Annotated in this window: 17 protein-coding genes and 1 riboswitch; of the genes, 2 read left to right on the top strand and 15 right to left on the bottom strand. The window is 63.8% G+C overall.

Features of this window, described 5'->3' with window-relative positions; all coding sequences use genetic code 11:
- Positions 1-24: 24 nt before the first annotated feature.
- The 6 genes from LB541_RS20445 to LB541_RS20420 all read right to left on the bottom strand — a co-directional run bounded on the left by LB541_RS20445 (position 25) and on the right by LB541_RS20420 (position 4,807).
- A complete protein-coding gene (locus LB541_RS20445) occupies positions 25-1,086 on the bottom strand; it encodes an ABC transporter substrate-binding protein (protein WP_140499914.1) in 1,062 nt (353 codons plus the stop codon).
- Positions 1,087-1,126: 40 nt separating this feature from the next.
- Positions 1,127-2,110, bottom strand: coding sequence for a PfkB family carbohydrate kinase (locus LB541_RS20440; protein WP_140521544.1), 984 nt, complete (start codon positions 2,108-2,110; stop codon positions 1,127-1,129).
- The gene (locus LB541_RS20435; protein WP_140499917.1) at positions 2,107-3,159 is read right to left on the bottom strand and encodes an ADP-ribosylglycohydrolase family protein; all 1,053 of its coding nucleotides are present in this window, start codon (positions 3,157-3,159) and stop codon (positions 2,107-2,109) included. Before LB541_RS20435 ends, LB541_RS20440 begins: the two co-directional genes overlap by 4 nt.
- Positions 3,160-3,162: 3 nt before the next feature.
- Positions 3,163-3,888 (bottom strand): GntR family transcriptional regulator, encoded by a 726-nt coding sequence (locus tag LB541_RS20430; RefSeq protein WP_140499919.1) that lies wholly within the window; start codon positions 3,886-3,888, stop codon positions 3,163-3,165.
- Positions 3,889-4,367: 479 nt separating this feature from the next.
- Positions 4,368-4,532: a DUF3309 family protein gene (locus LB541_RS20425; protein WP_023757858.1), complete on the bottom strand. Its 165-nt coding sequence runs from the start codon at positions 4,530-4,532 to the stop codon at positions 4,368-4,370.
- A gap of 95 nt (positions 4,533-4,627) precedes the next feature.
- Entirely contained in the window at positions 4,628-4,807 is a 180-nt protein-coding gene (locus LB541_RS20420; RefSeq protein WP_224619446.1) for a hypothetical protein, read from the bottom strand.
- Between the two features lie 148 nt (positions 4,808-4,955).
- On the opposite strand from LB541_RS20420, the gene LB541_RS20415 reads away from it, so the two are divergent.
- Entirely contained in the window at positions 4,956-7,358 is a 2,403-nt protein-coding gene (locus tag LB541_RS20415) for a tetratricopeptide repeat protein (protein ID WP_224619444.1), read from the top strand.
- A 167-nt stretch (positions 7,359-7,525) separates the two neighbouring features.
- Here LB541_RS20415 and LB541_RS20410 read toward each other — a convergent pair whose 3' ends face one another.
- The 4 genes from LB541_RS20410 to LB541_RS20395 form a co-directional block, all read right to left on the bottom strand.
- Positions 7,526-8,548, bottom strand: a complete 1,023-nt coding sequence (locus LB541_RS20410) for an ABC transporter substrate-binding protein (RefSeq protein WP_224619443.1) — start codon at positions 8,546-8,548, stop codon at positions 7,526-7,528.
- Positions 8,541-9,308 carry an ABC transporter ATP-binding protein gene (locus tag LB541_RS20405; RefSeq protein ID WP_224619463.1) on the bottom strand — a complete coding sequence of 256 codons (768 nt, stop codon included), beginning with the start codon at positions 9,306-9,308 and terminating at the stop codon, positions 8,541-8,543. The genes LB541_RS20410 and LB541_RS20405 overlap by 8 nt, the downstream gene beginning before the upstream one ends.
- On the bottom strand, positions 9,305-10,060 hold the full coding sequence (locus tag LB541_RS20400) for an ABC transporter permease (protein ID WP_140685726.1): 756 nt from the start codon (positions 10,058-10,060) through the stop codon (positions 9,305-9,307). Before LB541_RS20400 ends, LB541_RS20405 begins: the two co-directional genes overlap by 4 nt.
- 98 nt (positions 10,061-10,158) lie before the next feature.
- Positions 10,159-10,767 carry a Ykof family thiamine-binding protein gene (locus LB541_RS20395; protein WP_224619442.1) on the bottom strand — a complete coding sequence of 203 codons (609 nt, stop codon included), beginning with the start codon at positions 10,765-10,767 and terminating at the stop codon, positions 10,159-10,161.
- Positions 10,758-10,871: riboswitch (TPP riboswitch) on the bottom strand. Its footprint overlaps the gene before it by 10 nt.
- Positions 10,872-11,088: 217 nt before the next feature.
- On the opposite strand from LB541_RS20395, the gene LB541_RS20390 reads away from it, so the two are divergent.
- Complete coding sequence (locus LB541_RS20390) at positions 11,089-11,406, top strand: hypothetical protein (RefSeq protein WP_140515911.1); 318 nt, start codon at positions 11,089-11,091, stop codon at positions 11,404-11,406.
- 139 nt (positions 11,407-11,545) lie between these two features.
- Here the strand turns inward: LB541_RS20390 and msrA are convergent, their stop codons facing one another.
- The 5 genes from msrA to LB541_RS20365 form a co-directional block, all read right to left on the bottom strand.
- Complete coding sequence (gene msrA / locus LB541_RS20385; protein WP_140663785.1) at positions 11,546-12,064, bottom strand: peptide-methionine (S)-S-oxide reductase MsrA; 519 nt, start codon at positions 12,062-12,064, stop codon at positions 11,546-11,548.
- Positions 12,065-12,248: 184 nt separating this feature from the next.
- Complete coding sequence (locus tag LB541_RS20380; RefSeq protein WP_140500166.1) at positions 12,249-12,560, bottom strand: hypothetical protein; 312 nt, start codon at positions 12,558-12,560, stop codon at positions 12,249-12,251.
- Between the two features lie 100 nt (positions 12,561-12,660).
- Positions 12,661-12,861 carry a hypothetical protein gene (locus LB541_RS20375; RefSeq protein ID WP_140499930.1) on the bottom strand — a complete coding sequence of 67 codons (201 nt, stop codon included), beginning with the start codon at positions 12,859-12,861 and terminating at the stop codon, positions 12,661-12,663.
- Positions 12,846-13,085 carry an ABC transporter permease gene (locus tag LB541_RS20370; protein WP_140521540.1) on the bottom strand — a complete coding sequence of 80 codons (240 nt, stop codon included), beginning with the start codon at positions 13,083-13,085 and terminating at the stop codon, positions 12,846-12,848. The genes LB541_RS20375 and LB541_RS20370 overlap by 16 nt, the downstream gene beginning before the upstream one ends.
- Positions 13,082-13,282: a hypothetical protein gene (locus tag LB541_RS20365; protein ID WP_140499933.1), complete on the bottom strand. Its 201-nt coding sequence runs from the start codon at positions 13,280-13,282 to the stop codon at positions 13,082-13,084. The genes LB541_RS20370 and LB541_RS20365 overlap by 4 nt, the downstream gene beginning before the upstream one ends.
- Positions 13,283-13,284: the final 2 nt, after the last annotated feature.

Genomic DNA, 13,284 nt, shown 5'->3' with positions numbered 1-13,284 from the left:
CGCCGGCTGGCCCTGGCGCGGGTTTTACTTCACGTCGACCTTGAGCTGCTGCCAGAGCGTAAGATAAGCTTCGCGCTGCGCATCGGTGATCGGAGCCTGGAACTGGATGCGCTTGGCGACTGTGGGATCACCCATCACCTTGCGGTTGAACGAATCCTCGGGCAACGCTTCCACCGCCTTGGTGTTGGCCGACACCGGTGCACCGACCTTGGTGACCCATTCGACATAGAATTTCGGATCGATCATGTAATTGATGAAGGCTTCGGCGCCCGCGACATTCTTGGAGCCGACCGGGATGGAGAAGGCGTCCAGCCAGGCGACGGCGCCTTCCTGCGGGATCACGAGCGAGACCGGCAGCTTGAAATGCGTCTTGGCGCGGTCGGCCGAACCGCTCCAATAGGTGCCGATGTCGATCTGGTTGGAAGCCACCATCTGGTTCCAGTCGTTCTCCGAGCTCCAGAAGGTCTTGATCTGCGGCATCAGCGAGGTGAGCTTCGTCTTGACCGCGTCCATATCCTTGATGTCGTTGATGTTCTGGCCCGTCGCGATGGCGCCGAACTGCACCGCCTCGACGGCGTCGTCGCGGATGACGACGCGGCCCTTGTGGGCGGGATTCCACATTTCGGCGATCGACGTCGGCGGCTTGTCGAAGGACTTTTCGTTGATGGCAAGGGCGGTCAGGCCCCACACCCACGGCACGCCATAGACCTTGCCGTCATGGTCGAGCATCGGCGAGTTCGCCTTGTCCTTGCTGATATCGGCATAGTTGGGCAGCTTGGAGGTGTCGATCGGCTGGATCAGCTTTTCAGCCATCGCCTGGTCGTTGAAGGCGGCGTTGATCATGACGACGTCATAGAGGCCGGGATTGGTGCGGATCTTGGTCAGCATTTCCTGTTCGGAATTGAAGAAGTCGTTGACCACCTTATGGCCGGTCGCCTTCTCGAAGGCGGCGATCGCCCATGGCTCGTCGGCGCCGTAGCCCTTCCAGTTGAGCACGTGCACTTCATCGGCCTTGGCGGCAAAAGTAAGTGCGGAGGTGAAGACGGCCGTCGCCGTCAGCAGGGCAGTAAAGTCAGGCATGCGCATGTTCGTTCCTCTCTTTTGTTTGCCCGCTTCCCGGGCTTAATCAGGCTGTCTGATGGGCCTTCCGGTTCTGGCCTCGCGCGCCGGTCGAGCCACCGTCGGCATGGCTCAGGAAAGTCCGGATCTCCGCGTCTGTGGGCGCGGATGAACCGCCATGGCGAGTGACCGAAATGGCCGCCGCCGCATTGGCGTAGCGCGCCGCCTCGAAAGGCAGCATGCCGCGCGCGAGCGCACTTACGAAGGCGCCAATATGAGTGTCGCCGGCGCCGTTGGTATCGACCGCCGCCACCTTGAAACCGGGAATGGTCCCGGCGGAACCGTCCGCCAGTCGGATATGGCAGCCCCTGGCGCCGCAGCGGATGACGACGCCGTCGGCCTTGGGACAATGATCGGCAAGCAATCGCGCCGCAAGGGCGTCGGCATCGCCCGGGCCGGCAATGTCGGCGGCTTCCGTCGTATTGCAGCTCAGCCAGGTCGTGCGGGCGAGCACCCGCGACAGGGTGGCGCGCGAAATGTCCGAAACGACCGGCGTCGGGTCGAAGACAAGTGGAATGTCCGCCGGCAGCGTCTCGATCCAGTCGGTGAGCGCGTCGCGGCTGCCGGGATAGCTCAGCGTATAGCCTGACGTGAACACCCAATCCTCGGTCGAGACCAGCACCGGAGCCATCATGTCGAGGCTGAGCACGCTCTCCGCCCCCGGCCACGACACGAAGGTGCGTTCGGCATCGCTGGAGATCATGGCGACGCAGTTGCCGCTATCCATCAGAGGCGAAGGCTGCGTCAGAATGTTGATATCTTCGACGGCGAAGGCGGCGCGCAGGAAGTCGCCATTGGGTCCGCTGCCGAGTTGGCCTGCGAATACCACCTTCATCCCGGTGCGGATTGCCGCGACCATCATGTTGAAACCGCCACCGGCGACCTGCGCATAGCTCGAAGCCGTCTTCTCCGTGCCCGGCGCCGGCAAGGCATCGATACGGTAGACATAGTCGACCACCGCGCTGCCGATATGGACGAGACGCGCGCTCATGCCGCCGCGTCCTTGCCGGGGCCGGCCTGCTCCAGGCGACTGTGCGAGGTCCGCGCCGCGACGAGATCGGCGGCGAGCGCACGAACGCCCGCCATGTCAAAGCCTTTGAGGCGGGCGATGCGGTCCTGCGGCAATCGTGAAAGGCCGGTGCAGGCGCCGGCCATGCCTGCGGCGATGGCGCCGATCGTGTCGGTGTCGCCGCCGAGATTGGCGCTGATGACCGCCGCTTGCCAAGCATCGCCGCCGGCGACCTCCAGCACAGCAAAAGCGGCCGGAACGGACTCCTGGCTGGCAACGCCGGTGCCGACCAGATCGGTGATCAGCCGGACCGCGTCTCGTGGCGCCTTGCCGCGGATCAGATCCTGCGCCCAGGCGACGCGCGCGGCGATGTCGCCGCCGGTCACCCAGTGGCCGTGTGTCGCCCCCCGCCTCGCCGCCGCGACGGCGCTGTCGGACGCGGCGCGCCAGTCGCCGCCGGCGATGCCGCGGCTGACGGCGGCCGCGACCGCCGCGGCGGAGGCAATGGCGATCGAGGTGTTGTGTGTCGCCCGGCAGGTTTCGGCCACCTTGTCGACGAGCGCATCCAGCGGCTCCGGCTGCATCATGATGCCGAGCGGCGCGATGCGCATGGCCGCGCCATTGGTGTCGCCGCCGCGCCCAGCCTCCTCGGCTGGCACGCCCTTGTTGATGGCGTCGATGGCGCGCTTGGTCGACGGTCCCAAAAGGTCGTAGCTGCCGCGCGCCTTGACCTCGCGCTCCCAGTCGAGCAGCGCGTTGACCCAGCGCGCATGGTCGAAGCGGTCGCCTGAGGCAACCAGGATGCGGCCGAGCAGCAGCGCCTGCTCGGTATCGTCGGTGATAGTCCCGGCCGGCAGCCCTTTCGACACCGGATGATCGGCAAAGGGCGAGACGAAATCCTCGACATGGCCGTAGAGTTCGGCGATGCGCTGAGGCGACAGAAGCTGCGTCGGCATGCCGAGCGCGTCGCCCAGCGCCCCGCCGACGAGCGCACCCATGGCGCGGTCCATCTCAAGCTCGTTCTCCGGCATCGCTCAGAACCTCATATGCAGCGCGAAATGGGCGGGATTGAGCAGGCTGGTGACATATTCGACCGGCCGCTCATCGGCCGCACGCGTCAGGCGACGGCCGCGCAGGAAGGGTGTGCCTTGCGGGCACCCGAGGATAGCGGCGTCATGGGCGTTCAACATCTCGATGTCGACCCACTCCTCGCCATGGTCGGGTACAAGCCCCGCTTCGCGTAGCGTCTGGTGCAGCGAGCCTTCGCGCAAGCCCCGCAGAGGCACGTCCTCCAGCTCTGGCGACAGCGGCAGGCGGCTGCGTTCGATGGAGATGGCATGGCCGTCGCTGGCATTGGTGCGGACCCGGTCGACGGCGATGAAGAGCGGACTTTCGACGCCTAACAGCACGGCAAGGTCGTGGTCTTCGATCACCTCCAGCCGCAGCGTCCGCGTTTCGGCGTTGGCGCCGGCATTGGCCAGCGCGCGCGACCAGCCGATCGCATCATCGACCGGCTTGCCGTCAAAGGTGACGAAGGAGCCGATACCGACCTTTGTGGTGATCAATCCGCGGCTGGAAAGTTCCTCCAAGCCTTTGCGCACCGTGTTGCGGCTGACGGAGAAACGCTGCACGAGTTCGTTTTCGCTTTGCAGACGGTCGCCGAAACCCAGCACGCCGGAGCGGATCTCGTATTCCAGAACGGTGGCGATCTGCTCGGGCTTGCCCGTGCCGGGAGACAGTTTGATCGCGCTCCGCTTCATATTCGTACCTGTATAGTGAACCTGTCTAGTCCTGTTTAATCTCTCCTCGTATAGCGGACTTGTCAATGGGACGGGTCATGTGCCCCGATGCACTGCTTTCGACGATCCGCCGGCCGCAGGCGGCAACGAAGAAGGAATTTCCCCAGTGCTGGACGCGTCGCACCGTGTCGCGATCCTGCTGCGGTGACCCTACCGGCAGAAGAACGAAAGCCCGCTCCGGGAACCGGGGCGGGCCTTGGAGGAGGACAAGGGGTGGGACCTCTCCTCTTGCTTTCCACGGGGGGTGTGGACCGAAATCACCTTACGGGAGTTTCGCCAGAGGCCCGATCACAAGCCTGTTTGCCCGCATCACGATCCGGTGCGCACCGGCATCGACATTGGTCACGGGATCGCGATCAGCGACCAATGCATGTCGCCCAAACAATGCATGTCGCCCAAAAGCGGCTCTCGCCTTGTGAGAACGACGTGCACGACGCGCTTTAGATGCGTCCGAGCACGACCAGAATAATGACGATCAGCAACACAAGCCCCAGCCCGCCGCCACCATAATAACCGGTTCCGTAGAACGGACCGCCGCCGAGGCCACTGAAGCCGCCGAGCAGGGCGAGGATAAGGATGATGATAAGGATGGTTCCAAGACTCATGGCTTCCACTCCCGCAGGCACTTGCGCGCCGGTTCGGCACTTCTGGGTTGAGAATGTTGCTCACAGACAACGCTTTGAACGCGTTCGCGTTCCACCTAATGCATGACGTCGAGAAGGCGACGGCGCAATTCGTGCAGCAGTCCTGCCGCAATGGCGGGGCTTTCCGACCGGCCGACGCGCAGGATACGATAAAGCTGAAGGAACGTGACTACGGCGTAAACGGCGAGATTGTAGAAGGATAAAGCCGACAGCAAAAACAGGCGGTTGAGCGTCAAGATCGGATCCACTTCGACTTATCTCGATCTTGCATCGTCAGATCTGTGAGAGCGGATTTGCAATTCATGCTTGCATTTCTGGAACAAATAAGGAACAGTAGGGAACCTAGCTGCCAAGGCGGATTAAAGTTTTGGGGGGACCAGCGATATGATGAGGTGGAAGGATGCGGGGCTCCTCGCCGCCGCGATCGCGCTGACAAGCCTTGCGCCCGACCGGTGGCCCTCAGCCGGGCTTGGCGCCGCTCTCGCCCGGAACACGCCTGCGCTCGCAGCCGAGAAGGATTATGCAACCTGCTTCGGCGAGGACATCGAGTCGGACAAGCGCATTGTTGCCTGCTCCGCGATTGCGGAGGACGCCGCAGAGCCAGCGCGCAGCCGCGCCACAGCCTATTTCCAAAGGGGCGTCGCTCTCGGCGACCAGAAGCAATACGACCGATCGATCGCCGACTACAGCGAGGCGATCGCGCTCGATCCGAACGACGCTTCCGCGTATCTCAACCGCGGCGCCGACTGGTTCAGCAATGGAGACGACGACCGTGCGATCGCGGACTTCAACATCGCCATCAGCCTGGAGCCGTCCTCCAGCGATGCCTACAGCAACCGTGGCCTCGCCTTCCTGCACAAGGGCAAGATCGACGCGGCCATCATCGATTTTCAACAGGCGATCGAGGCGGACCCTCAGAATGGCAAGGCGCATGCGGGCCTGGGCATCGCCTGGGACAGGATGGGCGACCCGAAACAGGCCCTGGCCGAGTATGACGAGGCGGTCCGTATCGATCCCAACAACATATTGGCCAATGTCAAACGCGGTATCGCCCGCGCCGCCGAGAGTGAGTTCGATCCCACTGTCACCGATGACGATGCTGAACAGGCGCCCGGCGAGGACTTATCCGCCGCCAAGGATACGACCAGCAATCGCGCAGCCGCAAAGACCTTGATCGAGCGTGCGGGGATGCGGCTGTCGAAGTATGGCCTCGAGGGCGCGCTTCTCGATTTTGACAAGGCGATCAGCCTCGATCCCGACAATGCGGACGCCTATCTCGGGCGCAGCCGCGCAAGGACACTCAAGGGAGACAGCGCCGGAGCGGCGGCGGATTGCCTGCGCGCCATCGAGCTTGATCCGACGCGGGCAGGAAGCTGCGGCGCTCAGCTTGCCGCCGACCAAAGCAAGCCGGCACCGTTGCCGGACACCCAACAGCAAAAGCAGCGAGCCGTCGTTCCGGATATCACTGCCACCCAAGACACGCTGGCCGCAAGGGTTCTGGAGGCGACCGATCCGCGCGCCCTCGAAGCGATCCTTGGCGGCGATGCCTTCCTGGACATGGGCAAGTACGATCAGGCGATCGGCGCCTACAACAAAGCGATTGCGCTCGATCCGAACAACCGGTTCGCCTATTACGGCCGCGGCAAGGCCCAGGCCGCCAAACGCGTTTACGAGCAAGCGATCGCCGATTACGACACGGTCATCCAGCTCGCCCCCAATTTTGCTGCGGCTCATTCTCGCCGGGGCCTCGCCAAGATCACGTCAGGCGATGCCGAAGGCGCTCTTGCCGATTGCAGCCGGGCTTCAACACTCGATCCAAAAGCGCGCGACGCCTACTTCTGCATGGGCATGGCCTGGCACGCCAAGGGCGACGCGGGGCGCGCGATTGCCGCCTATTCGGTAGCCATCGAGATCGATCCGAAAGACGACGCCAGCTATTATGGGCGCGGCATGGCGCGTGCTGACAGGAAGGACTATGACGAGGCAATCGCCGACTTCGGCCAGGCGATCAAGCTCGATCCCGACAATCGCGATTACGCGGTCGCCCGCAAGGCGGCTGTGGCTGCGAAGGGACAGGGCGATATGGCGGCCGCCACGCTCGGCGCCGTCAGCTCGGCGGCGGCCACCGCCAGTTCAGCCGCCGGTTCGGCCGCACCGAGCGATACTGATTCGGCCGCCAAGGCGCTTTTCGCCAAGGGTCGGAGGCTGCATGAGAAAAATGACTATGACGGCGCCATAGCCCTGTATGGCAAGGCGATCGCACTGGTCCCGGCATTTCATGACGCCTATCTGGCCCGGGCCATGGCTTGGGAGGCCAAGAACGATTATGCTCATGCTGTTGCCGATTACACGCAGGCGATCGCGATCAATCCGAATATAGCCGAGACCTACTACAGTCGCGGCCAGAACCTCAGTTTCCAGGAAAACTACGACGGGGCGTTTGCCGACTTCGAAAAGGCCATCAATCTCAACCCCGCGGACGCAAGGGTCTATGCCGATCGAGGCCTCCTATGGATGGGAGGGCACGAGGACGTCGCCGCGCTGCACGATTTCGAAAAGGCCATCAGCCTCGATCACAAGAACCCCTTTGGCTATTTCGGTCGAGGCGTGATCCGAACCAGCAGAGCGGACTGTGAAGGGGCCATCGCGGATTTCAGCCAGGCGATAAGGCTTAAGCCGGATTTCGCAACCGCCTACGAGGCGCGGAGCCGGGCGTGGGAAGCCAAGGGCAACCGCAAGCGTGCTCAGGCCGATCGCAAGAAGGCACTGAGCCTTGGGGTAGATTAGACGGGCTTTTCGGGAGGGCGCGGATTTTGCGTTGGAGTGGTTTGGGCGTAATGGCAGTCGCCGCTCTGTGCTTTATTGCCTTAAAGGTTTGCCTTGGGCGCAGCTCTGACGAGACTGACGAAAGGCAATCAGCTTGAGCAGCGCTGGCGCCCGATGCGGTTTGATCCCTACCCCAGATAGAAGTTACTGAAATAGTTGCCAAAATCCGGTTGCCGGGCAACGGGCTCGCCGTCCCCGTTCCGGAGGATGCCGGCGGCGAAGAGATAGGAACCGATCGCTTCCATCTTGGCCGGGTCCATGCTGCCTATGGCGCCGTTTTGCCGGCGCAGATAGTGCCCGTCGATCAGCGTCTTCAGCGAGGCGTGGATCAATGCCGGATTGGTCAGGGCACCCTTGTTGGCGGCGATCAGCAGTGTGGCCGCTTCTTCGGGATGATCGACGGTGAACTGGTAGCCGCGCCGCGTTGCCCGTATGAAGCCCGACGCCAATTCCGGATTTGCACGCAGATACGCATCGCTAGAGGAGATCAGCGTGGTGTGCTCGTCGGGGACGCCGTAGTCGGCATAGACGAAGCTTCGCTGTTTGATGCCTTTCAGTTCTGCCTCGACGCCTTCCCAGGTCGAGACCTCCAACGTGAAGTCGATCGAACCGTTGGCCAGCGCCTCATAGGCGGACGTGCCGAGCGTCACCGTTTCGAAAGCCCCCTTGCCGCCGTCGTGACGGATGATGGTCGAGATCAGCGCGTTTTCCCAGGCACTGCCGAAACCGCCATAGGTCAGGCCGTCAAGATCCCTGGGGGTTCTGATCTCGTCACGCGCTGCATTGAACACCAGCCGTCCGGTTTCGGACTGCACCACGGCATAGACCGCCTTGAGATCGGCGCCGGCGGTTTTCTGGGTGAAGAGGCCGATGGAGCCGTTGATGCCGAAATCGGCAACGCGGTTGGCAATCAGCGTGCCTGCACCGGTATCGCTGTAGGGCAGGATGTCGACCTCGAGGCCGGCCTCGCTGTAAAACCCTTTGTCGCGAGCGACGAACAGGCCGATATGGTTGGTGTTGACCGTCCAGTCCAGCGCCACCGTTACTTTCCGGGCGGCCGCCTGGGCAAGAGATCGGCCTGGCCGGGCTACAAGGGGAAGGCCGGCAGCGGCAGTGAGCAGCAAGGCTTGCCGGCGCGTCAGGTCAGTCATGGTCCGTGTCCTTCTGGTGGCTCGGGTTGAGGAGGATGTCGAGGATCTCGGCTTCGAGGGTGCCGGCCTGCCGTGCAGCGCCGCCGGCCAGTTCGCGTGGACGCGGCAGCGGCACGGTGATCTCAGCGACGACGCGCGCCGGCCGCGCCGAAAGCACATAGATGCGGTCGGACAGGAACACAGCTTCGCGCACGTCGTGGGTGATCAGCAGCGCCGTCCAGCAGTGGCGCCGCCGCATCTGTTCCAACCAGCGTTGCATGGCGGCGCGGGTCAGGGCATCGAGTGCGCCGAATGGCTCGTCGAGCAGCAGCATATCGCGTTCCTGCACCACGGTGCGCAGCAAGGCCGCTCGCTGGCGCATGCCGCCGGAAAGCTGCGCCGGAAAATGCCGTTCGAAACCGGCAAGCCCGAATTCCTCGAACAGCGGAGCAACGCGAGCGCGGGCAGCCTTGCGCCTGACACCTTGCACCTCAAGCCCGAGCGTGGCGTTGTCGAGAATGCGCCGCCAAGGCATCAACGCGTCGCGCTGCGGCATGAAAGCGAAATGCCGGCCGTGGTCATCGAGCGGCTTGCCGTCGAAGAATATCTCGCCCTCGCCGTGAAGCGCGCCGGTCAGAAGCTGGAACAGCGTCGACTTGCCGGCGCCGGAGGGGCCCAGAATGGAGACGAATTCGCCGGCGCCGACGCTGAGCGAAATGTCGGCAAGCACGTCGAGTCCTTCGAAGGCCTTGCGCACATGTCGCAGTTCGAGCCGGTTCATCGCCACGGCCCCTTTCCTGCGGCCCGCCCGCCGGCGGTCCGTTCCCATGGCATGGCAAGGCGCTGGACCAGCATCGTCAGCCCGAACAGGACGAGCGTCAGCACGGCGCTGACGGCGACGGCGGCCAGCACCAGGTCCGGGCGGAAGTTGTTCTTGGCGTTGAGCATGTAGATGCCGAGGCCCTTCGCCGCGCCCGCATATTCGGCGAAGATGGCGCCAACGACGGCATAGGTGATCGAGATCCTGACACCGGCGAAGAAGTAGGGCAGCGCCGAGGGCAGCCGCGCCAGGATGAAGACACGCCAGCGCCCTGCTCCCATGGCGCGCAGCATTTGGCCGATCTCAGCCTCTGTCGCCTCATAGCCTTCGGCCAAAGCCACCAACATCGGAAAGAAGGTGACCAGCGCCACCAGCATGATCTTGGGCATCAGCCCAAAGCCGAACCACAGCACCACCAGCGGTGCAATCGCCACCAGCGGCAAGGTCTGGCTGACCACGAAGACCGGAAAAAGGGCGCGCCGCAATGGCTGGAAGAAGTCGATCAATATCGACAGCGCAAAGGCAGCGCCGAGCGAACAGGCAAAGCCGGCGAGCGTGGCACGGAGGGTTGGCACGGCGTTATCGGCCAGCGCGTGCCGGTTGAGCATTGCCTGAGCGAAGACGCGCGATGGCGCCGGGAGGATTGTCGGCTTGATGCCACCAAAGCGCGCATAGAGTTCCCACGCGGCTAGCAGCAGCCCCACCGAAAGCATCGCCGGAGCGGTTCTGGCGATGAGGTCCACGATCGGACGCGAAGGGGCGGACGGGGAGGACACGCAGGTACCCGGAGCGGATGGCGCGGGGCGCGCCGTCAGACGGCGGTGGGGCTGTTGGCCGAGACGGTGACGTCGAGCGTTACGTGGCCGGCACCCGGCCCGAAGCGGCAAAAGGCCTCGTTGAGTGCGGTAAAAATGGCGCCTGCGTCGCCGCGCAACTTTGTGCAGAAATGCTTGGAGCGCTCATATACGCCCGACTGCTTCAGGAAGTCGATGCAGCCATAGATCTCGTCCATGTGGTCGTCGGTGCCCATGACATAAAGCGAGAACTGCGCCGCCGCCGGCTGGCCGGTGGCGGCCACGCCGCGCACGGCGGCGATAGCGGCTTCCTTGCGCGGGCCGAGCGGCCCGGCAGGTCCGCCAAACGCGTCGGAGCGGCAGATCGGATCGTCCGGCTCGCCCGGGCAGCCGCGCGAGATGGCGGCCGAAAGCACGCAATGCTTGCCGCTGCGCGCTGCCGCCACGAACAGGTCGCGCATGGCAGGAAACAGCACCTCGGGCGGTCCGACCAGCAAGGTCGAGATATCGTCGGTCTCGATCCGCAGTCGATCACGATAAGGGTCCAGTGCCCCGAGCGCGCCAAGGATGACGCCGACAAAATCGCTGGACATGGGATATAGGGAAATCTGTGCGCCTGAAAACATCGCCCGCCTCGCTCCGCTGGTATTACCCAGATCAGCTTCTAGGGTCTGTGGGCTTGCCGCCCCCGTCTCAGCCCCGACCGTACGGAGCACCCCTGTGGATGGACGCGTTAAAGCACCAATCGGGCGGCTATGAAAGCTGTTTTTTCAGGACCATCGCCGGAAATGCATTGCGCCAGGCCTGATTATGGGCGGTTCCGTCGGGCCCGGTCTTGAGGGAAATTTGTCCGGAACCTTAGCCACGACGAGTGGTTGTCCCTATAGTCGCAAACGCGACGAACTTCGTGGAAACGAGCGAAGACTTCACAGAAATGGAGACAAACCATGCTCATGAAAATCCTCGCAGCTTCGGCTCTTACCATTGGTCTCGCGACTTCGGCGATGGCGCAAAGTGCTGGCGGAAACGGCGCCAATAATGGGCCCGGCAGCGGCCAGTCGGTCACGGTCGACCCGAACACGCCGGCATCGCCGAACACGGTGGATCCTGGCACGACCGGCAGCACGACCGTCATGCCCGACGGCATGAATTCGAACGCGGACCGGAACTGTCCGGCCAGCCCACAAGGTGCTCAGCCGGATGCCAGCCACACCGCTCCGGGCACGGCTTCGCCGACCGTCAATGACAAGCATTGCGGCAAGTAGCCATTCGCCGAAACTGCTGGAGAACGCCACGGGGCGTCTGTTCCGTGGCGTTTCCGTCTCTTTATGTTTCACCCTCGCCGAACAGGCAGGCGCCTGAGACGTAAACCGCCATCGGCCTTCGTCTCGGTTCGGGCGCCGTCTACGAAACAGCCTTTTCGCGAACCGGCAGCTTCCAGCCCGGCCTGACGAAATGACAGGTGTAGCCGTTCGGGTATTTCTGCAGATAGTCCTGATGCTCGGGTTCGGCTTCCCAGAACGCGCCGGCCGGAGCCACCTCGGTGACCACCTTGCCGGGCCACAGGCCCGAGGCGTCGACGTCGGCGATAGTGTCTTCGGCGACGCGCTTCTGCTCATCGGTGGTGTAGTAGATCGCCGAACGGTAGCTCATCCCCACATCGTTGCCCTGGCGGTTGCGTGTCGTCGGATCATGAATCTGGAAGAAGAACTCCAGCAGCGTACGGTAGCTCACCCTGGCGGGATCGAAATTGATCTCGATGGCTTCGGCATGGGTGCCATGGTTTCGGTAGGTGGCATCAGGCACGTCGCCGCCGCTGTAGCCGACGCGCGTGGACAGGACGCCCGGGATGCGTCGGATCAGATCCTGCATGCCCCAGAAACAGCCGCCGGCAAGCACCGCGCGTTCGCTTGAAGTCGCCATATCAAATCTCCCCAAAGCAACTCCGGGGAAAGGTTGTAGCCGTTTCCGTCCGGAATTGCGCACGATAAAACTGGAGGCCCGGCGCTATGACAGCCGCTCCAGGATTTCCCATAGATGGGCATTGTCGTCGGCTTCGTCCAGTCGACGGGCGCGTCCTGCTGCCGATCACCACGGACGCGCGGCGTCACTCCCCAGGCCTGAACCTGCGCACCACGACCTCGAATACGATATCCGATATCCACATCGCGCAGACGCCGATGAGGAATGCGGCCGCCAGGGTCGTGGTGTCGTCATTGGCCATCGGCAGGCCCATGGCGCGGGAATACTGGACCACGGGCAGCGTCAGATAGGCGGCGGCTAGCGCGCCGCAGATCGGCGAGGCCACCATCTCGCGCGGTTTGTAGCGGTGGCGCGACAGCGCGCGCAATATGCCGCCGGAAAGGCCGGCGACCACCACCGGCACCTTGATACCGAGCAGGTCGAAAAGATCATGCATCATTTCATTGTCTCGCGATCAGGAAACAGAATGACCGATCCGGCACCGAAGATGAGCGGTCCCCGAGCAGCAGGGCCCGAATCGAGCGGCAACACGATCGTCATGGCTTCCACCCGCACAGTTTCTCGCCCTTGCGGTTGTGCGCCAGCAGCGTCCGGACTTCCGCATCCGACAGTGCTGCGACGGCGGATGCGGACAAGCGCAGCGGGCTCGAGACCGCGCAAAATCCGCCGGTGACGGTGGTGCAGCCGGCTACCGCGACAAGTGCTGCGGCCGCTGCGACAATCAATCCCTTGCCCATGACCTGAGCTCCTTTCGGGCAGTGGCGGCGGGTAGCGCGCCGATATCGTTGTCAACCTGGTTGGCGACGTCCCGCGCCGCCGCCTCGGCCGCGGCCTGCCGGCTGCGTTCGGCGCGCTCGCCGGCAAGCCGCTGGCGAACACCCCAGCCAAACGCAGCGGCGATGGCCGCGCCGATGCCGAGAACGGTCGAATTGCTGAGCAGGAAGGAGAGGAGCGCGCTCATTGGTTTGGCGCGTCCTTGACGAGATAGCCGACGGCAAAGACGGCTAGCGGCAGCAGCGTGGCCCATGTCTCGGCATCGTACCAGGATGGCCAGACATTGCGCACGAAGACGCCGGAAATCGAAACGGCGGCGGCGGCGATGGTCGCGGCCGTCAGTTTGTTGGTCGGGCGGATGGTCGGCTGGGTTGTGGTGGCCATGA

The sequence above is a fragment of the Mesorhizobium sp. BR1-1-15 genome, assembly GCF_020165475.1.
Lineage (GTDB): Bacteria > Pseudomonadota > Alphaproteobacteria > Rhizobiales > Rhizobiaceae > Mesorhizobium.
This window is presented reverse-complemented; position numbering and strand designations above follow the sequence as displayed.